This window comes from Paenibacillus sp. SJS-P3, assembly GCF_056711585.1.
In genome coordinates this window covers 3521415-3540888 of the sequence record NZ_CM160043.1, presented here as the reverse complement: position 1 = coordinate 3540888, position 19474 = coordinate 3521415, and the positions used below count along the sequence as shown (strand labels likewise).

15 protein-coding genes are annotated in these 19474 nt (G+C 60.3%); all 15 read left to right on the top strand.

Going from position 1 to position 19474, the window contains the following annotated elements; genetic code table 11:
- Positions 1-22: 22 nt before the first annotated feature.
- Positions 23-937: a DMT family transporter gene (locus AC06G8_RS16355; RefSeq protein WP_480283326.1), complete on the top strand. Its 915-nt coding sequence runs from the start codon at positions 23-25 to the stop codon at positions 935-937.
- Positions 938-1180: 243 nt separating this feature from the next.
- Positions 1181-2896: an ATP-dependent protease LonB gene (gene lonB, locus AC06G8_RS16350; RefSeq protein ID WP_480283325.1), complete on the top strand. Its 1716-nt coding sequence runs from the start codon at positions 1181-1183 to the stop codon at positions 2894-2896.
- Positions 2897-2932: 36 nt separating this feature from the next.
- Positions 2933-5320: an endopeptidase La gene (gene lon, locus AC06G8_RS16345; protein WP_447664488.1), complete on the top strand. Its 2388-nt coding sequence runs from the start codon at positions 2933-2935 to the stop codon at positions 5318-5320.
- Positions 5317-5937, top strand: coding sequence for a ribosome biogenesis GTP-binding protein YihA/YsxC (gene yihA, locus AC06G8_RS16340; RefSeq protein ID WP_447664487.1), 621 nt, complete (start codon positions 5317-5319; stop codon positions 5935-5937). Before lon ends, yihA begins: the two co-directional genes overlap by 4 nt.
- Before the next feature lie 330 nt (positions 5938-6267).
- Complete coding sequence (locus AC06G8_RS16335) at positions 6268-6858, top strand: non-ribosomal peptide synthetase module (protein ID WP_447664486.1); 591 nt, start codon at positions 6268-6270, stop codon at positions 6856-6858.
- Between the two features lie 319 nt (positions 6859-7177).
- Entirely contained in the window at positions 7178-7576 is a 399-nt protein-coding gene (speD, locus tag AC06G8_RS16330) for an adenosylmethionine decarboxylase (protein WP_447664485.1), read from the top strand.
- 337 nt (positions 7577-7913) lie between these two features.
- Entirely contained in the window at positions 7914-9290 is a 1377-nt protein-coding gene (gene hemA, locus AC06G8_RS16325; RefSeq protein ID WP_447664484.1) for a glutamyl-tRNA reductase, read from the top strand.
- A 44-nt stretch (positions 9291-9334) separates the two neighbouring features.
- Positions 9335-10141, top strand: a complete 807-nt coding sequence (gene ccsA, locus AC06G8_RS16320; protein ID WP_447664483.1) for a cytochrome c biogenesis protein CcsA — start codon at positions 9335-9337, stop codon at positions 10139-10141.
- Positions 10142-10171: 30 nt separating this feature from the next.
- Positions 10172-10816: a precorrin-2 dehydrogenase/sirohydrochlorin ferrochelatase family protein gene (locus AC06G8_RS16315; RefSeq protein WP_480283324.1), complete on the top strand. Its 645-nt coding sequence runs from the start codon at positions 10172-10174 to the stop codon at positions 10814-10816.
- Positions 10806-11768: a hydroxymethylbilane synthase gene (gene hemC, locus AC06G8_RS16310; protein ID WP_480283323.1), complete on the top strand. Its 963-nt coding sequence runs from the start codon at positions 10806-10808 to the stop codon at positions 11766-11768. The genes AC06G8_RS16315 and hemC overlap by 11 nt, the downstream gene beginning before the upstream one ends.
- Position 11769: 1 nt before the next feature.
- Entirely contained in the window at positions 11770-13329 is a 1560-nt protein-coding gene (gene cobA / locus AC06G8_RS16305; RefSeq protein ID WP_480283322.1) for a uroporphyrinogen-III C-methyltransferase, read from the top strand.
- A gap of 203 nt (positions 13330-13532) precedes the next feature.
- A complete protein-coding gene (gene hemB, locus AC06G8_RS16300) occupies positions 13533-14534 on the top strand; it encodes a porphobilinogen synthase (RefSeq protein WP_480283321.1) in 1002 nt (333 codons plus the stop codon).
- Positions 14534-15838, top strand: coding sequence for a glutamate-1-semialdehyde 2,1-aminomutase (gene hemL, locus AC06G8_RS16295; RefSeq protein ID WP_447664478.1), 1305 nt, complete (start codon positions 14534-14536; stop codon positions 15836-15838). The genes hemB and hemL overlap by 1 nt, the downstream gene beginning before the upstream one ends.
- A gap of 14 nt (positions 15839-15852) precedes the next feature.
- Positions 15853-16881 carry an RluA family pseudouridine synthase gene (locus AC06G8_RS16290; RefSeq protein ID WP_480283320.1) on the top strand — a complete coding sequence of 343 codons (1029 nt, stop codon included), beginning with the start codon at positions 15853-15855 and terminating at the stop codon, positions 16879-16881.
- Positions 16882-17431: 550 nt separating this feature from the next.
- The gene (locus tag AC06G8_RS16285; protein ID WP_480283319.1) at positions 17432-18874 is read left to right on the top strand and encodes a LysM peptidoglycan-binding domain-containing protein; all 1443 of its coding nucleotides are present in this window, start codon (positions 17432-17434) and stop codon (positions 18872-18874) included.
- Positions 18875-19474 lie beyond the last annotated feature (600 nt).

Below are 19474 nucleotides of genomic sequence, written 5' to 3'. Positions count from 1 at the left end.
ATCAAAGAGAGAAGGGTTGATTTTGAGCAAGCTTTCGAAGAGACAGACTGTCCTTTATCTGGCTTTTCTCATTCTCGTATGGGGCATCAACTGGCCGCTGTCCAAGGCGGCTCTTCAATTCAGTCCCCCTCTGCTGTTCGCAGGACTGAGGACGCTGTTGGGGGGACTGATCCTGTGCGCCGTCGCGGCTCCCAGGTGGAAACAGCTGCGGCTGAAGTCGAACTGGATCTATTATGCGGCAGCCGGCGTGCTTAATATTACGCTGTACTACGGTCTTCAGACGGTCGGTCTCCAATACATGCCGGCCGGCATTTTCTCCGCGATCGTATTCCTGCAGCCGGTCCTTCTGGGAATCGCAGCCTGGCTATGGCTGGGTGAAGGCATGCATGGGGCCAAGCTGGCCGGCCTGCTGGTCGGCTTCGCCGGCGTGGCCGTCATCAGCATCGGCAGCCTCGGCTCCGGATTATCGCTTGAAGGCGTGCTGCTGGCGCTCGCCTCGGCGCTGAGCTGGTGCATCGGAACGGTCTACATGAAGCGGGTCGGAGGCAGGGTGGATATCGTATGGATGACCGCCATGCAGCTTCTGATCGGCAGCGTCCTTCTGTTCGCTTCCGGCGCAGCCGCATCGGAATCGTACGCCGCTATCCGCTGGACGGGGACTTTCTGGCTTGAGCTCGCCTTCATCTCTGTATTTGTCATCGCGCTCGGGTGGCTGGCTTTCTTCACGCTGGTCGGTTCGGGGCAGGCGAGCACAGTCGGGGTATACACATTCCTCATTCCGGTCGTGGCCCTGATCGTCAGCGTGCTGTTCATGGGAGAGCGGGTGACGGTGCGGCTCGTCGCGGGGCTTGCGCTTGTGCTGACGAGCATCGTGCTCGTGAACCGGAGGCCGGGGCCTAAAAAAGAAAAGACGGAACCGAAGCCGGCGGCGTCTTAGCCGTATCGGAGCGCATGCTGGCGGGCATGCGCTTTTTGGCGTTTTGCAAGAGCGTAGCTGTCCGGCATGCTCCTCGAAGCTGTGTCAGATAAGTGATTCGTGTCACTGTCCGTTGCTCCTTGAAGCTGCGCCTGTTGTCGGATCGAATCTAATTCGGGAAGCCGGATTTAAACCTGGCGCCGCAGGCAATACTATCCGGTATGGGTCTTTTATTCCGGAAACGCTTGAGAGGAGCGGGTAAGCATGACGTTAAGCTTGTTTTTGATGCTGGTCCAGGTATTTTTCGCTGTCGTAATCGGGGTCTACTTTTGGAATATGCTGCGCAGCCAGCGCACGAACCGGTCCGCCGTGGACAAGGAATCGCGCAAGGAAATGGATAAGCTCCGGAAGCTTCGCTCCATCTCGCTGACGAAGCCGCTCGCGGAGAAGACGCGTCCGCAGACGATGCAGGACATCGTCGGGCAGCGCGACGGCCTTCGCGCGATGAAGGCGGCGCTCTGCAGCGCCAATCCGCAGCATGTCATCGTTTACGGTCCTCCTGGAGTCGGCAAGACGGCCGCAGCCCGGGTCGTGCTGGAGGAAGCGAAGAAAAATCCGACTTCCCCGTTTCTGGCGGAAGCGAAGTTCACGGAGATCGACGCCACGACGGCCCGCTTCGACGAGCGCGGAATCGCCGATCCTCTGATCGGCTCCGTGCATGATCCGATCTACCAGGGAGCCGGAGCGATGGGCGTGGCCGGGATTCCGCAGCCGAAGCCGGGCGCTGTGACGAAGGCGCATGGAGGCATGCTGTTCATCGACGAAATCGGTGAATTGCATCCCATCCAGATGAATAAACTGTTAAAGGTTCTTGAAGACCGCAAGGTTTATCTCGAGAGCGCCTACTACCACTCCGAGGATCCGAACATTCCGATGTATATCCATGACATTTTCCAAAACGGCTTGCCGGCCGACTTCCGTCTCGTCGGAGCGACGACCCGATCTCCGCAGGATTTGCCGCCGGCGCTCCGTTCCCGCTGCATGGAGATTTACTTCCGGCCGCTGCTGCCGGAGGAAATCGGAGAGATCGCCGACAACGCGGTGAAGAAAATAGGCTTCGCGCCTTGCCCGGAAGCGGTGGATGTGGTGAAGCGCTACGCGACCAACGGCCGCGAGGCCGTCAACATCATCCAGCTTGCCGCCGGCCTTGCCCTGTCGGAGAAACGGGAAGGCATCAGCGCCGCCGATATCGAGTGGGTCGTGAACAGCAGCCAGATCCCGCCGCGTCCGGACCGCAAGATTCCGGCGGCGCCCCAGGTCGGCTTCGTCAACGGCCTTGCCGTATACGGCCCCAATATGGGCACGCTGCTGGAAATCGAAGTGAGCGCGATCCCGGCCGCTTCCGGCAAAGGCGCCTTCACCATTACGGGTGTCGTCGACGAAGAAGAGCTTGGAGGCGGACAGCGGACGCTCCGGCGCAAGAGCATGGCCAAAGGCTCCGTGGAAAATGTCATCACCATGCTTCGCCGCATCGGCATGAGGCCGCATGACTTCGACCTCCACATCAACTTCCCGGGCGGAACGCCGATCGACGGACCGTCGGCGGGAATCGCCATGGCGACCGCGATCACATCCGCCATACGCGGCATACCGGTGGACCACCGGATCGCGATGACCGGGGAAGTAGGGATCCACGGCAACGTCAAGCCCGTCGGCGGCGTGCTTGCCAAGGTGGAGGCCGCCTTCCAGGCCGGTGCCGACACGGTCTATATTCCGAAGGACAACTGGCAAGAAATTTTCGCGGGCTTGAACGGTCTGCGGGTGATCCCGGTCGATCGGGTGGAGGAAGTGTTCCAGACGGTCTTCCCGCAAGGATTCATGGCGGAGGAAGCGGTGGAGGACATTTCCGAGCCGGCTCCGATCAGCGATTTGTTCCTGACGCCGCAAGTACCCTATTTGCAGGCGGATTCTCGGGAATGATACAATAGGGGGACTATCTAAATGGGAGGTGTTGGCATGGGACCTGCCAAAGGAAGAAGCCGCAGGCTGCCGCTGCTCCCGCTTCGGGGGCTGCTTGTATACCCTAGTATGGTGCTTCATCTGGATGTGGGAAGGGAGAAATCGGTCAAGGCGCTTGACCGGGCCATGCTCGACGATCATATGATCCTCCTCTGCTCGCAATCGGAAGTGAATATTGAAGAGCCGACCGAAGAGGATATTTACCGAATCGGCACCATTGCCCGGGTGCGTCAGATGCTGAAGCTGCCTAACGGCACGATCCGGGTGCTGGTCGAAGGCGTTACGAGGGCGGAAATCCAGGATTACGTCGCCCGCGAGGAGTTTTACGAAGTATCGATTCGGGAGCTTCCGGAAGAGGAATCGACCGATCCGGAGATCGACGCTCTCATGCGCACGGTGTTGAACCAGTTCGAGCATTACATCACGCTGTCCAAGAAAGTCACTCCCGAAACGCATGCCGCCGTGTCGGATATCGACGAGCCCGGCCGGCTGGCCGATGTCATAACGAGCCATCTGTCGCTCAAGATCAAGGACAAACAGGAGATTCTCGAGACCGTCGACGTCCGCGCCCGGCTGGAGAAGCTGCTGGATTTCCTGAACAATGAGCGCGAGGTGCTGGAGCTGGAGCGCAAGATCAGCCAGCGCGTGAAGAAGCAGATGGAGAAGACGCAGAAAGAATATTATCTTCGCGAGCAGATGAAGGCGATCCAAAAGGAGCTCGGAGACCGCGAGGGCCGAGCGGGAGAAGTCGAGGAGCTGCGCTCCCAGCTGGAAGCAGCCGAGCTTCCCGAGAAGGTCATCGAGAAGGTCGAGAAGGAAATCGACCGTCTGGAGAAGATGCCGGCGTCCTCAGCCGAGGGCGGCGTCATCCGCAACTATATCGATTGGCTCTTATCGCTGCCTTGGGGCAAAGCGACCGAGGACGACCTTGATCTCGCCAAAGCGGAGGAAGTGCTGGACGAGGACCATTACGGGCTCGAGAAGCCGAAGGAGCGGGTTCTCGAATATTTGGCGGTCCAGAAGCTCGTCCAAAAGCTGAAGGGACCGATCCTTTGCCTTGTCGGACCTCCCGGAGTCGGCAAAACTTCGCTTGCGCGCTCCATCGCCAAGTCGCTCGGAAGGGAGTTTGTCCGCATTTCTCTCGGCGGCGTCCGGGATGAGGCTGAGATCCGCGGCCATAGGCGCACGTATGTCGGCGCGATGCCGGGACGGATCATCCAAGGGATGAAGAATGCCGGGTCGATGAATCCGGTATTCCTGCTCGACGAAATCGACAAGATGGCTTCGGATTTCCGGGGCGACCCGGCTTCCGCTCTGCTGGAGGTGCTGGATCCGGAGCAGAACGGGACGTTCAGCGACCACTTCGTCGAGGTGCCGTTCGATCTCAGCTCGGTCATGTTCGTGACGACGGCCAATGCGCTGCACAACATTCCGCGGCCGCTGCTGGACCGGATGGAAGTGCTCAATATCCCCGGGTACACGGAGCTTGAGAAGAGCCAGATCGCGCGCCGCTACCTCATTCCGAAGCAGAAGAGGGAGCATGGCTTGAAGGAAGAGCAGCTGGAGATCGAGCCCGAGGCGCTCCTGCAGCTGATCCGCGGGTACACGCGGGAATCCGGCGTCCGCAATCTCGAGCAGCAGATCGCGGCGATTTCCCGCAAGGCGGCCAAAAGGCTCGTGTCCCAGACGGAAGGGGAAGCGATCCGGGTCGACGAGGCCGTCATCAAGGAATGGCTGGGGCCAGCCAAGTTCCGCTACGGCATGGCCGAAGCGGAAGATCAGGTCGGCGCCGTCACCGGGCTTGCATGGACCGAGGTCGGCGGCGATACGCTCGTCATCGAGGTGACGGTGCTGCCGGGGACGGGGAAGCTTACGCTCACCGGCAAGCTCGGCGATGTGATGAAGGAATCGGCGCAAGCCGCCTTCAGCTACACCCGCTCCCGCGCGGATGAGCTCGGCATCGATCCGCAGTTCCATGAAAAGAACGATATCCACATCCATATTCCCGAAGGCGCAATTCCAAAGGACGGACCTTCGGCAGGCATCACGATGGCGACTGCACTGATATCGGCTCTTACCGGCCGAAAGGTGGATAAGAAGGTCGCCATGACCGGCGAGATCACGCTCCGGGGCCGTGTGCTGCCGATCGGCGGACTCAAGGAAAAATCGCTTGCCGCCCATCGGGCCGGCATCCGCAAGGTGCTGCTGCCGTTCGACAACGAGCGCGACCTGCGGGATATCCCGGACAGCGTGCGCGATGATATGGAATTCGTTCCTGTCGCGCATATGGATGAAGTCGTCCGCCATGCGCTGCTGCCGGCAGAGGACGGAACAAGCGGCGAGCAGGCCGCCGCAGAAGAGAAAGCAGGGACTCCGATTTTATGAAGATTACGAATGCAGAATTTATCATCAGTGCGGTTCAGCCGCATCAATATCCTATCGACGCCTTGCCGGAGATTGCTCTGGCAGGGCGTTCGAATGTCGGAAAATCTTCTCTGATCAACAAGCTCATCATGCGCAAGAATCTGGCTCGGACAAGCTCCCAGCCGGGCAAGACGCAGCAGCTGAACTATTACAAGGTCAACGAGGCTGTCTACTTCGTCGATTTTCCCGGATACGGCTATGCCAAGGTATCCAAGACCGAACGCGAAGCCTGGGGCAAAATGATCGAGCGCTATTTGCAGGGCCGCGAGGAGCTGAAGCTCGTGCTGCTCGTCGTCGATATCCGCCATGCGCCAAGCAAGGACGACGTGCTCATGTTCGACTGGCTCAAGCATTATGACATTCCTTTCTGCATCGTCTGCACGAAGGCGGACAAGATTCCCAAGAGCCAATGGGACAAGCAGATCAAGCTGGTCAAGCAGACGCTCGGCGCAAGCGCGGGCGACCAGGTCGTTTTGTTCTCCTCCGAAAAGGGTAATGGAAGAGACGAATTATGGAGCGTAATCGCGTCCGCGGCAGGATATGAGGGAGAAGTTCTTCAAGGAACGTCGGAATCGTAAGCATTTTGCATCTTTCTTGATGCCAATCACGGTTCCTTCCGGATAATTCTGAAATTCGGCGGATAATCGCGGCCGGCCGGCAGGAATCGTTTGAGCCGATGCCGTATAATGGTTGTAGGTCTTTTATTTGCCCGAGGATGCGGAAAAAGCGTTCGAAGCCGGAAAAGTGATAACGGTCGCCTTTGAAGACGGATTTCCCTCCTTAGAAATCTAATCAAGGAAATCTGGGTTCAACAGCGATTGAAGGCTCGGACGGTTTTGGAGCGAATGCAAGCGGGCAGTGAACATTGCAACCATAGCTTCAAAGAACAAAGAATTGAGGAGATTTTTATGGCTCAGCGGATAGCCACCGAGTACGTTCAAGCCAAACTGCGACTGACACGCGATGAGATGACCCGATTCCTCCGTTTTTTTGACGAGCAGCAAGTACGCCTTGGTGTCAAGGTGCTCGATAACGGCAGCCAAGAGGCGGTTCTCGAAGACTGTGCAGGGAGGGAAGAAGTCCGCTTTTTATTCCAGCAGGATGAAGATCGCTTTGTATGCGAGTGGTCCTGCCGCATCACCAACGTCGCGCTGACCAATGCGCTTCGCAAGGCGGTCTCGGCCTTCAAGGGCGACGCCGTCGTCAAACGCATCTACAGCCATTATACGATGTCCTATCAGTATGTAGCAGGCGCCGTGCATCAGATCGCCGAGCAGACCGCCAAGGGCAGCCGCATCGTGTACCAGTTCAAGGACACGCTGGGCGAGCTTGAGCGGGCTTTCCGCCTCCAATCGGTGGAGGGGGAGATCCAGTGGATCCAGCAGGCCGTCAACGAGCTGCTCGATCGCCGCATCGATGCTGCAAGCGCAGCCGAGAAGCTGGACATAGACCGCAGCCTCAAGTTTTATTCCGACCGGCTTTTCGCTCTCGAGGCCTGATTCCGACCGCTTTTTCCGATGCCGCCTCCGGGCGGCTTTTTTCATGTCTCCGCCTTTTGCAGGCCTGCTTCGGACATGCAGCTGGAGAAGGGCTGTCCGCGTGCAGGAAAACGGCGTATTTTCAACAGAAAAAAAGGTTGCATTTCCTATAGATAGATGGTATTTTTAATTTCGTTGAAAAAAACCCAATATAGGAACCAGGATTCACTCAGGACATGGATATGTTGCGAGAGAGAGTTATCCCTCGGGAAGTGAATGACGTAGGTCCTAGCGGATGAAATTTTTAATCATTTTATTCCTAGGAAGGGGGAGCCGGAAGATGGAATATTCGACTTTCGGAAGACATGTTGCTGTTGATGCTTGGGGAGTAGACTTCGAACTCATTAACAACGCAGAGTTTCTGCAAGCCCACATGGTAGAGGCTGCTGAAGCATGCGGAGCATCTGTGCTCTCGGTACAGGCAAAACAATTTGAGCCCCAAGGCGCAACCGTACTGGTGCTCTTATCGGAAAGCCATCTCTCGATTCACACGTATCCAGAAAGAGGCTTTGCTGCTCTTGACTGCTACACCTGCGGTGAGACCGTGGACCCACAGCTGGCGATCGATTACATGCTGGCCGTGCTGAAACCTAAAGCCGCTCACGCGAAGAAGCTGATTCGCGGAATGGGCGAGCTGCAAGTTGTAGAACCGGAAATGAAACAAATCGAGCTGGTTTAAAACCCAGCCTGCTGTACAAATAACCATGGGAGGCTCCATGGTTATTTTTTTTAAGCCTGGAATAGAGAAGGGGCTGCGGGCCTAAACTAGACAATGGATGAAATGGATTGTCCTTGTCGGAATGGGCTTCTTGCCCGGCGCAGCGAAGGCAGGGGCGGACTAGCCCTCGGAAGCCGGCTCCTCTTGCTGTCGTCAAGACATTTCCTTCCTTTTGGCGAGCCGGTCAAAAAAACGTCATAACTTGAGTCTTCCCTCCCAAAAAACTATGTTATAATAATTCTAAATTAGTTGCTCGGACAAGGCAGCTCAGATACGAAAAATAAGGCGGTGATGTCACTTGCATATTATTGTGGTCGGGCTTAACTATCGTACGGCTCCCGTCGAAATCAGGGAGAATTTCGCAATCGCGGACAGCGATCTGCCCCGTGCCGTGGAAGCCCTCAAGGCGACCCCAAGCATACTGGAATGTGTCATCGTCGCGACCTGCAACCGGACGGAGCTGTATGCGGTCGTTGACCAGCATCATCTGTGCGGCCACCATATCCGTACGTTCATGGAGCAGTGGTTCCGCCTCCCACGGCAGGAATTCACCAGCCATCTTTATATGCATGAGGACGATCGGGCTATCGAGCATCTGTTCCGGGTGGCTAGCGGCTTGGATTCCATGGTCATTGGGGAGACGCAGATCCTTGGGCAAGTGCGGAATGCCTTCCTGCTCGCTCAGCAGCGGCGCGCGACAGGCACGATCTTCAACATGCTCTTCAAGCAAGCCGTAACTCTGGCCAAGAGCGCCCATACCGAGACATCGATCGGAGAATCAGCGGTATCGGTCAGCTATGCGGCCGTCGAGCTCGGCAAGCGGATTTTCGGCCAGTTCAACCGCAAGACGGTCATGATCATCGGAGCCGGCAAGATGAGCGAGCTTACGGCCAAGCACTTGTATGCGAACGGGGCCGATCGGGTGCTCGTCGTCAACCGGACGTTCGAGCGCGCGGCCGAGCTCGCGGAGAAATTCAGCGGCATTCCCTGCTCCATGGAAGAAGCGGAGCGGAGGCTGCATGAGGCCGATATCATCATCAGCTCGACCGGAGCCCAGGGCTATGTGCTCAGCCGCGAGCAAGTGGCGGCCGCCATGCAGCGCAGGAGAGCCCGTCCGCTGTTCATGATCGACATCGCGGTTCCCCGCGACCTGGATCCCGCGATCGCTTCCGTCGAGAATGTATTCCTGTACGACATCGACGATCTGGAAGGCATCGTGGAGTCGAACATGGAGCATCGCCGCCAGGAGGCGGAGAAGATCGGAGTCATGATCGCCGCCGGATTGCAGGAATTCCATCAGTGGTACCGCACGCTCGGCGTCGTGCCGCTGATCCGCTCCCTGCAGGAGAAGGCCGAGGATATTCATAGCCAGACGATGGACAGCCTCTCCAAGAAGCTGCCCGGACTGGACGAGCAGCAGCTGAAGGTCATCCACAAGCTGACCAAGAGCATGCTGAACCAGATGGTGCAAAATCCGATTCACAGCATTAAGGAGCTTGCGGGCGATAAGAAAGCGGATGAGGCGATGGAGCTGTTCGCCAAGCTGTTTGCCCTGGAGGACGGCGCGCCGTCCAAGACCGTCAAGAGCCAAGCGGCGAGGACAACGGATACGTCCCGTCAAGGCTCGGAAGAAGCCAAGCCGTCCAAGGGCGCCTTTGCAGCGGTCATGCGCTAGGCTGCCAGGATTATCGCCCTCATCTCCAAGGTCAGGAGGGCGCCATGGTCACCATTTACGACACGATTTTGTATTTATACGCCCTGAGCCTTCTGTTCTACTTCTCCGATTTCGTCGACGCGAATCGGAGAGCGAAGCGGATGGGCGCAGGGCTGCTTGTGTTCGTATGGGTTCTGCAGACTGGATACGTGCTGTACCGGATCTGGTCCCATCTGGACATGACGCTGTTTTCCAGATTCGAATACTGGCTTGCCGTTTCATGGCTCCTGCTTACGACATCGCTCGTCATCAGCCGCTTTTTCCGAATCGAGTTCATCGTGTTTCTCGTCAACATCATCGGTTTCGGCGTGCTGGCGCTCAACTTGTTCAGCGGGCCTTCCCGCGGAATCCCGCTTCCGGACTGGAAGCTGGCCAATGAGCTGCTCATTTTACATATCAGCCTCGTGCTTTGCTCCTTCGCGGCGCTGGCGATTTCGAGCGTGTTCTCGGGCATGTACCTGTTTCTGCACGGAAGGCTCAAGTCGCGGAAATGGAATCGGACGACGGCGCGGCTCCCGAGTCTGGAGCAAGCCGATCGGTTCGCCTATCGTCTCGTCATGATCGGCGTTCCGCTGCTCGCCCTTTCTTTGTCGGTCGCGGTTGCTCTCGTCATCGTCGAGAACAGGTTCCAATATTTGCTCGATTGGAAAGTCATCACCTCATTCGCGGTCCTCATTTTGTACAGCTTCTATTTGATCCAGAAAAAGATTCTGCGCAAAACCGCGCTGGAGACGGCGCGCTGGAACGTGTTTTGCTTTGCTTTTCTCGTGCTGAACACGATGATCAGCCCGGCATCGGATTTTCACCGCTGAGATCAAGGCGGCTTGAAGGAGGAGATGGCGATGCCGGGATATCCGGTCGTGCTGCGGCTGGAGGGGAAAAGCTGCCTGATCGTCGGAGGCGGCGCGGCTGCCGAACGGAAGGCGGCCGGATTGCTCGACGGCGGCGCGGACAAGCTTACCGTCATCAGCCCGGCGGTCACGGCGGGCATCCAGGCGCTCGCCGGACAGGGGCGGTTGAAGCACATGGACAGAATTTACCAGCCGGGAGACGCCGCAGGCATGTTTCTCGTCGTGGCGGCCACGGGCATAGTCGAAGTCGACAGCGCAGTCATGGAGGATGCCGGTGCGGCAGGCGCGTTGTTCAACCATGCTTCAAGCGGACAATCAGGCGACTTTATTACAGCTGGCGCGGTAAGGCGTGGCGGGCTGCTGCTGGCCGTCACGACGGGAGGCGGCTCGCCTGCCCTGTCGTCCGTCATCCGGGAAGAGCTTGAAGACTTATATAAGGAGCCTTATGCGGAGGCTGTAAGGCAGCATGCGGAGCTGAGGCGAAGGCTGCTGGCCGAGGAGCTGGATCAAGGAAAGCGAAGTCGGCTGCTCCGCAGCGAGGCGAAGCGGCTGGCAAGCTGGGCGGCTGCCGGAAGCAGGGGACTAGAGGATCATGCCCGATTCGGGGCGGAAGGAGATGGGGATATTGAAAACTGATGAGAACGGCCGCAGAGTCATTGTCGTCGGCACGCGCCAGAGCGCGCTCGCGCTGACGCAGACCGGCCAGGTCATAGAGGAGCTGCAGCGCCTTGCGGACGAGCATGGCTTGGATTACGGCTTTGAAATCCATAAGATCGTCACCAAAGGCGACCGCATCCTGGATGTAACCCTGTCCAAAGTAGGCGGCAAGGGCTTGTTCGTCAAGGAGATCGAGCAGGCTCTTCTAGACGGCGATATCGATATGGCTGTGCACAGCATGAAGGATATGCCGTCCGAGCTGCCTCCCGGACTGATCAACGGAGCGGTGCCGCGTCGCGTCGATCCTCGGGATTGCATCATTGCCCGCGGCGGCATTCCCCTGGAGAAGCTTCCGATCGGCGCCGCGGTCGGAACAAGCAGCCTCAGGCGGGCCAGCCAGCTGAAGGCTTACCGGCCCGATCTGGATATCCGGTCGATACGCGGCAATATCGACTCCCGGATCCGCAAGCTGGAGACGGAGGGGCTGGATGCGATCGTGCTCGCCGCTGCCGGCTTGAAGCGCATGGGCTGGGAGGACCGCATCACCGAAGCGGTCTCCGAGGATGTCTGCCTGCCTGCCGTCGGCCAGGGGGCTCTTGGCATCGAATGCAGGGAAGATGATGCCGATGTCCGCGGTTTGCTGGATCTGCTCAACGATTCCGATACGGAACGGACCGTAGCGGCAGAGCGGACATTCCTCGGCGCTCTCAACGGAGGCTGCCAGATTCCGATCGGAGCCCATGCGGTCATCCGTTCCCGCGATGGCGGCGAGCTCGTCATGGAGCTGACCGGGATGGTAGGCTCTCCGGACGGGGAGACGATCCTGAAGGAAATGCGGGTCGGACGCGATCCGGAAGCATTGGGGCTTGAAGTCGCCCAGGCGCTGAGAGAGATGGGCGCAGACGAGATTTTGGCGGAAGTTGGGGGATAACATGTCGAAGGGGATCGTGTATCTTGTCGGCGCCGGGCCGGGAGACCCGAAGCTGATTACGGTGCGCGGCATGGAGGTGCTCTCGCGGAGCGATGCCGTCGTCTACGACCGGCTGGCCAGCCCGCGCCTGCTGCGCGGACTGAGGCCGGGGGCCGAGCGCATCTATGTCGGCAAGCAGCCGGACCGCCATACGATGAAGCAGGAGGAGATCAACCGGCTGCTTGTCGATCTGGCCTTGCAGGGAAAAACCGTCACTCGTCTCAAAGGAGGCGATCCGACCATATTCGGACGTGTCGGCGAGGAGGCCGGCTTGCTGGCCGAGCACGGCATTCCGTTCGAGATCGTGCCTGGAATCACGTCGGCGATCGCCGTGCCGGCTTATGCCGGCATTCCCGTGACGCACCGGGACCATGCGTCGTCGCTCTCGATCGTCACGGGCCATGAGAGCCCGGACAAGCTGGACCGCTCGATTTACTGGGACAAGGTGACGAACGCGACGGGCACGCTGATCTTTCTGATGGGCGTCGCCAAGATCGGGTATATCAGCGAGCAGTTGATGAAGCATGGCCGCGCGGCCGATACCCCTGTAGCTCTCGTCCGCTGGGGCACGAGGCCCGAACAGCAGACGCTGACGGGCACGCTCGCGGACATCGAGGCGAAGGTCAAGGCGGCCGGCTTCGAGCCGCCGGCGGTCATCGTCGTGGGCGATGTCGTCAAGCAGCGGGAGACGCTGCGCTGGTACGACTTGAAGCCGCTATTCGGCACGAGAGCGCTTGTGACGCGCTCGCGCAGCCAGGCCAGCGAGCTGGCCGACCTCATCGAGGAGCTTGGCGGCGAGCCGTGCGAGTTCCCCGTCATCGAGATCGTGCCGGCGCGCGGAGAAAGCGACGCGAGAGCGTTCCGCGACGCTCTGGACGAGGCGGAAAGCTACGACTGGCTGTTTTTCACCAGCGTCAATGGCGTCGAGCATTTCTTCCGCGGACTGGCCGAGCTCGGAGGCGATATCCGCCGCTTTCACCGGGCGCGCATCGCCGCAGTCGGACCGAAGACCGGCGATGCGCTTCGCTCGCGCGGGCTTCAGCATGAAGCGCTGCCGGGCGGCTTCCAGGCGGAGGGCATGCTGGACCATCTGGACGAGGCGCTGAAGCCGGGCCAGCGGGCTTTGTTCCTGCGCGGCGATCTGGCGCGAGGGACGCTGCCGCGGGATCTTGCCGCGCGTTCCATCTCTGTGGACGCCGTCACGCTGTACGAGACGATCGTGCCTCGGGATCAGGATGAGCAGATGCTTGAACGGCTGCGCGAAGGCGCTGTCCATGTCGTCACCTTCACGAGCTCCTCGACCGTGACGAATCTGCTCGAAGTGCTCAGGCGCTTCGGGGAATCCGATCCGGTGGGCTTGCTTCGCGGCTGCGAAATCGCCTGCATCGGTCCCGTTACGGCCCGTACGGCAGAGGAAGCGGGGCTTGCGCCTACGATCATTCCCGAGGAAGCGACGATCTCGTCGCTGGCCGAGGCGATCGCAAGGCGGATGGCCGAGCTTCGGGACGCCGTGCAAGGCTGACAAGCAGCGGGCGGTTTCGGGCGGCTCGCAGGGCTGACAAGCAGCGGGCGGTTTCGGGCGGCTCGCAAGGCAGACAAGCAGCCAGCGGCTTTCGGCTGGCTAGCAAGCAGTCCGGCAGCTCTATCGGCATCGACAAGATAAATCAGGGAGGGCGCCGAGTGCTCCTTCCCCTGTTTTGCATACGAACACAAGGAGGAATTCATATGAGTTACCCGATCGTCCGGCATCGCCGGCTTCGCCGCACGGCGGCGATGCGTTCCATGGTCCGCGAAACGATTCTGACGGCCAGCGATTTCATTTATCCGATCTACGTCATCCACGGTTCCGGCATCAAGCAGGAGATCTCCTCCATGCCGGGCGTATACCGCTTCTCGCTCGACCTTCTTCAGCAGGAAATCCGCGAGATCGTCTCGCTCGGCATTCCTTCCATCATGCTGTTCGGGCTTCCGGACCATAAGGACCCGGTCGGATCTTCCGCCTACGACGCCAATGGCATCGTGCAGCAGGCGACAAGGCTGATCAAGGAATGGGCTCCGGGGCTGATCGTCATGGCGGATACTTGCCTGTGCCAATTCACGGACCACGGACACTGCGGCATCGTGCATCAGAACGAGCGGACCGGAGAAGCCGAGGTCGACAACGATCCTTCGCTGGAGCTGCTCGTGCGCACGGCGGTATCCCAGGCGGAGGCGGGAGCGGATGTCATCGCTCCTTCCAACATGATGGACGGCTTCGTCGGCGCGATCCGCGCAGGTCTGGATGAGGCCGGCTACAGCGACATCCCGATTCTTTCCTACTCGGTCAAATACGCCTCCGCTTATTACGGACCGTTCCGCGAGGCGGCCAATTCCGCTCCGCAGTACGGAGACCGCAAGTCGTACCAGATGGATCCGGCGAACTTCCGCGAGGCACTCCGCGAAGCTGACAGCGACGTCGCCGAGGGCGCGGACATGCTCATGGTCAAGCCGGCGCTCGCCTATCTCGACGTCGTGCGCGCGCTCAAGGAGAATTTCGACCTTCCGCTCGTCGCCTACAACGTCAGCGGCGAGTACGCGATGGTGAAGGCGGCGGCAGCCAATGGCTGGGTTGATGAGCGCAAGATCGTGCTGGAAACGCTGCTCGGCATGAAGCGGGCCGGAGCGGACATGATCATCACTTATCATGCCAAGGACGCAGCCCTTTGGCTGCAGGAGGTGCAGAACTGATGGCGGACAACGTTCACGGCAGAAAAGCGGATGAGAAATCCAGCGCGGCCTTCGAGGAAGCGAAGCGCTATATTCCGGGCGGCGTCAACAGCCCGGTGCGCGCCTTCAAATCGGTCGGCCTCACGCCGGCTTACATGGAGCGCGGCGAAGGGGCGATCGTGTACGATATCGACGGCAACTCCTATATCGACTATGTCGGCTCCTGGGGCCCGCTCATCATGGGCCACGCCCATCCCGCAGTCATCGAGGCGGTCAAATCCGCCGCAGAGCGCGGCACGAGCTTCGGCGCCCCGACGCTGATCGAGACGGAGATGGCGAAGCTCGTCTGCGAGCGCGTGCCGTCCTGCGACATCGTGCGCATGGTCAACTCCGGCACGGAAGCGACGATGAGCGCCCTGCGCCTTGCGCGCGGGTATACTGGAAGGAGCAAAATCCTCAAGTTCGAAGGCTCCTATCACGGCCATGCCGACAGCCTGCTCATCAAAGCCGGCTCAGGCGTCGCGACGCTCGGCCTTCCCGACAGCCCGGGAGTACCCGAGACGGTGGCGTCCCAGACGATTACCGTTCCGTACAACGACCTTGAATCGGTCAAGCTGGCGTTCGAGAAGTTCGGCGAGGAGATCGCCTGCATCATCGTGGAGCCGGTAGCCGGCAACATGGGCGTCGTGCCGCCTTTGCCCGGGTTCCTGCAAGGGCTGCGCGACGTCACGACGAAGTACGGCAGCCTGCTCATTTTCGACGAGGTCATGACCGGCTTCCGCGTCCATTACAACTGCGCCCAAGGCCTGTTCGGCATTACCCCCGACTTGACCTGCCTCGGCAAAGTCATCGGCGGCGGCCTTCCCGTCGGCGCCTACGGCGGACGCCGCGACATCATGGAGCGCATGGCTCCGGCCGGTCCGATCTACCAGGCGGGCACGCTGTCCGGAAATCCGCTTGCCATGGCGGCCGGATACACGACTCTCAGCCTGCTGACGCCGGAAGTCTATCAGCAGCTGGAGAAGATGTCGGTGCGGCTGCAGGCGGGCTTCGAGGACAATGCGCGCGAGACCGGCGTACCGGTGACGATCAACCGCGTCGGGTCCATGGTCTGTCCTTTCTTCAACGACAGCCACGTCATCAACTTCGAGACGGCGCAGCAGAGCGATCTGGGCCGCTTCCGCGCCTACTTCGCGAATCTGCTTGAGCTCGGCGTAAGCGTCGCGCCTTCGCAGTTCGAAGGCATGTTCGTCTCGGCAGCCCATACGGCGGAGCTGATCGACGAGACGATCGCTGCCAACCGGGAAGCGCTCCGGCGCTTGTAGGAGAGGATTCCGGCATGGAGCTGATGATGGAATCTGCTTATCGCCGCGGAGAATGGCTGCATGTGCCTGTCTCCCCGGACGGAGATGCCGGAGAGCCGAGAGCCGGAAGCCACGCGCACGAGACGCGCCTGCAGCTTCTGGCTCTTGGCCTTTGGCCGGCCAAATGGATCAATTCCCTCTTCTCCACCGGAGGCATCGGCTGGACGCCGGACGGCGAGCTGCGGCTGCGGGCGTTTCCCGCCGCAGCGGCGGCCGACCCGCTGCAGCGTCGTGCCGCGGCCGTCCTTGCGGCGTCCGGCGGAGCATATGCGCCGGACTGGCCGGAAGTGCTGCATGAGGACGATTGGTGCCTCGTCCTGAACAAGCCGGCCGGCATGCCGGTCCACGGCAGCGGCGAAGCGCCGCGTCCAGCGGGAAGCAGGGCTTCCCATGCCGCCGCAGCGGGCAAGGCGCCTGCCTGCCCGGCGACGCTGGACGAGGCTGCCGCCTGCCGCTGCCTGGCGGCGGGGGACCCGCTTCCGGCGAGGCATATCCACCGCATCGACGACGATACGAGCGGCCCGGTGCTGTATGCGAAAAACGATCTGGCCCAGCAGGTGCTCGATGCTGCGATGCGGGAGAAGGCGATCGGACGCCAGTATTGGGCTGCCGTACACGGCGCGCCGAATCCGCCTGAGGGCAAGATCGACCAGCCGATCGGCAAGGACCGGCATCATCCGTCGCGGAGAAGAGTATCGCCGGGCGGAGACAGGGCTGTCACTTTCTACAAGGTTCTGGAATCCTGGCGCTCGGCAGCTCTCGTTCAGCTTGCGCTTGATACCGGAAGGACGCATCAGATCCGCGTTCATATGAGCCATATCGGCCATCCGCTGCTTGGAGACGGCCTGTACGGCGGAGCGTCGCCGCTGCTCGGCCGTCAAGCTCTTCACGGAAGGCTGCTTCGGTTCCGGCATCCATGGACGGGCTCCGATATGGAGATCGAGGCCCCTCTTCCCGCCGACATGGAGCGTCTGCTGGCAAGGCTCCGCGCCGGGAAGCCATAAGAGATAGGATTGGCTCTCTGTGTCGGGAATTCGGCCTGCCATGGGTCTGTCCCGGGAGGCATCGTCTCGTTGGCCGGCTTGAGGCCGTCCTCGGTTTATGAACCGCTTTGCATCGTTTTGAGCGATGCAGGGTGGTTCTTTTTCATGGCCGAAAGAAACGAAGCCAGCTTCTCTTCCATTGCGGAATGAAACGAAGCAAGCCAGCATCTCTTCCATCACGGAATCAAGCGATACAGGTTGTGTTTCTTCCATCGCGATATTGAGCGATACAGGTTTGGATTTTTTTCATCGCCGGACATGAAGCGGCAGAAACATGTTTTTCTACCTGGCGAAATAGGTCTCGATCCGGCCTTAGCCAGCCCTTTATGCCGGTTTTCCCGGCGCAAGCACGCGGAAGCCGGCCTTGCCGATGACAGCCGTCAAGCAAGAACAGCCTGCCCTCGTCATCGAGTCCCACTCCCAAGTAGTCATGCTATGGGACTCCTTGCCATATAGATGGTATGGAGCAAGGCATATGCCCAAGCAATAGCTAGGGAAGGGAGGCTTAAGCGTGAGCGAACTAACACAAGGACTGCGGTTCGACGTGTATGAACGCGTCCATCTGCCCGAGGAAGTTCCAGCTATCGACGAGCTGGAGGAAATCGAACTCGTTCCCCGCATCCAAGTCGTTCAGCAGGGAGAACAAGCCATACTGCGAGGCCAGCTGCTGCTGAGCGGAGTATACCGCACGGCGGACCGTTCGGCGTCCGCGCAGTCGATGGAGCATCGGATACCGGTCGAGATTACGCTTCCGATGAACCGCATCGAGAGGCTGGACGACATCTCCGTGGAGATCGACAACTTCGACGTCGACCTCCTGTCGGCGCGTACGCTGAACATTACCGGCGTGCTGTCGTTGTCCGGCATTCGGGTGGAATCCTCCTCCGAGGAGGAGGGGGAGTGGAAGGAAGAGCCTTATACGGTGGTGCATCGCCAGGAAGCCCAGCCGACGGGCGACATTTCTCCGGTCCTGTATCTGGAGCTGGATGAGGAGGAAGACGAGCCGCAGGTAGAAGCGGGGGGAGAAAGGGAATTCGACCAGGCAACTCCTTATCAGGATGCAGAGGCGATTGCCGGCCAGAGCATTGATCCGGTCGAGGAGGCGCAGAGCGAGCCGTACGCCTATGCTGCCGGCTGGACGCAGCTCGGCTTGTCCAGCGGGACTCGCGAGGAGGAAGGGAACGCCTCCTTCCAGCAGGAGGAAGGTACCTCCAGGCAGGATGCCGAGGCGGCAATCGAAGTTCTCGCGGACAGCGGAGGAAGCTCCAGCCCGTTCCGCGCGCCGATTCCGCCTGCTTCGGAGATTCCCCAGGTCCAGCACGAAGAGCGGCAGTCGGCCTTCTCGGCGCTCCGGAACATAGCCGGGGAGATCATTCCGGCAGAGCCGGAAGCGGCGGCTGTCCCGCAGGAGGAGGATCCGGCCGCCGTCCTGTACGGCCGCCCGGCTGCCGAACTGCCGCCGGTCGAAGAGACCGATTCCGAGCCTCAGCGAGCCGAGGCGGAAGCGGCCGGGGGAGGGGATTCCGCATCCGCCTTCGCCGCGGAGCCGTTCGAGAAGCATGAGCCGCTGCAGGAGCAGGAGAAGCAGGAGCTGCGCATCGCGTTCGGAAGCAAGCGATCGGCTTCGCCCGAGGAAGCCGGGCAGGAGCTTGCTTCTTCGCTGATCGGCTCCAGCCGGAGGGAGCGGGAGCAGCGGCAGGCGGCCGAGCGCAGCCGGCAATCCCAGGAATCCCAGCTGGCAGCGCCAGCGGAAGAGGTGGAGTGGCAGTCGTTGTTCCTCGGCCGGGTCAGCGATGAGAAGCCGTTCCGCAAAGTGCGGATCTGCATCGTGCAGCGGGAAGAGACGCTGGATCTGATCGCCGACCGCTATCATCTTCAAGCCCGCGAGCTCGCTCTCTACAACCGCCTTGCCGATCAGGGCGTCGCGGAAGGCCAGATTCTCTACATCCCTTGAGCGGGAGCGTCCCGAATCTATCCCGGCTCCGTCCATGGCTTACCATACCGCGCCTTTCCCCGCTTTGCGGGGGATGGCGCCTTTTTTGGCTTCGGCTGCTGTTCCGGCCCGATCCCGGCATTTGTCCGCTATGGCTGCCCCCGGGCATGGCTGCTGCCTAACCAAGTTGACTCCAGCCTTCAAGAACGCTAAAATGAAGCTATCTATTTTTCCGAAGTTTGAATAGCCGACGTTGAAAGGGAAGAGCATTCGCCTCGCCTACAGAGAGCAGACCGCAAGCGCTGGAAGGTCTGCAGGCAAGGAGCGGATGCGGGTCGCCCCGGAGTTGCCCCGGTCATGCTGCGTCCGCAGCGGAAGCCGGAGCCGGCCGCAGCCGATATCCTGCGCCAAAGTGCCGCAAGGAAGCTTTCTTGCGGAACAAAGGTGGTACCGCGGAAGCTTGAAGTCTTTCGTCCTTTGCGAAGAGGATGAAAGGCTTTTTTTTGTCGAAAAAACGGCGTTCGTCTTCCTGCGGGACTTCGGCACCCGGCATCAGCCGGAGGCAGACGTCCGCTGTCTTCCGCGCAGGCCGGCCAGCCGAGGCGTTGTCAAAAAGAAGGC

Coding starts and splice junctions, on each gene's coding strand:
- lonB (WP_480283325.1), top strand. CDS start 1,181: ATGACGTTAAGCTTGTTTTTGATGCTGGTCCAGGTATTTTTCGCTGTC.
- lon (WP_447664488.1), top strand. CDS start 2,933: ATGGGACCTGCCAAAGGAAGAAGCCGCAGGCTGCCGCTGCTCCCGCTT.
- yihA (WP_447664487.1), top strand. CDS start 5,317: ATGAAGATTACGAATGCAGAATTTATCATCAGTGCGGTTCAGCCGCAT.
- AC06G8_RS16335 (WP_447664486.1), top strand. CDS start 6,268: ATGGCTCAGCGGATAGCCACCGAGTACGTTCAAGCCAAACTGCGACTG.
- speD (WP_447664485.1), top strand. CDS start 7,178: ATGGAATATTCGACTTTCGGAAGACATGTTGCTGTTGATGCTTGGGGA.
- ccsA (WP_447664483.1), top strand. CDS start 9,335: ATGGTCACCATTTACGACACGATTTTGTATTTATACGCCCTGAGCCTT.
- AC06G8_RS16315 (WP_480283324.1), top strand. CDS start 10,172: ATGCCGGGATATCCGGTCGTGCTGCGGCTGGAGGGGAAAAGCTGCCTG.
- cobA (WP_480283322.1), top strand. CDS start 11,770: ATGTCGAAGGGGATCGTGTATCTTGTCGGCGCCGGGCCGGGAGACCCG.
- hemB (WP_480283321.1), top strand. CDS start 13,533: ATGAGTTACCCGATCGTCCGGCATCGCCGGCTTCGCCGCACGGCGGCG.
- hemL (WP_447664478.1), top strand. CDS start 14,534: ATGGCGGACAACGTTCACGGCAGAAAAGCGGATGAGAAATCCAGCGCG.
- AC06G8_RS16290 (WP_480283320.1), top strand. CDS start 15,853: ATGGAGCTGATGATGGAATCTGCTTATCGCCGCGGAGAATGGCTGCAT.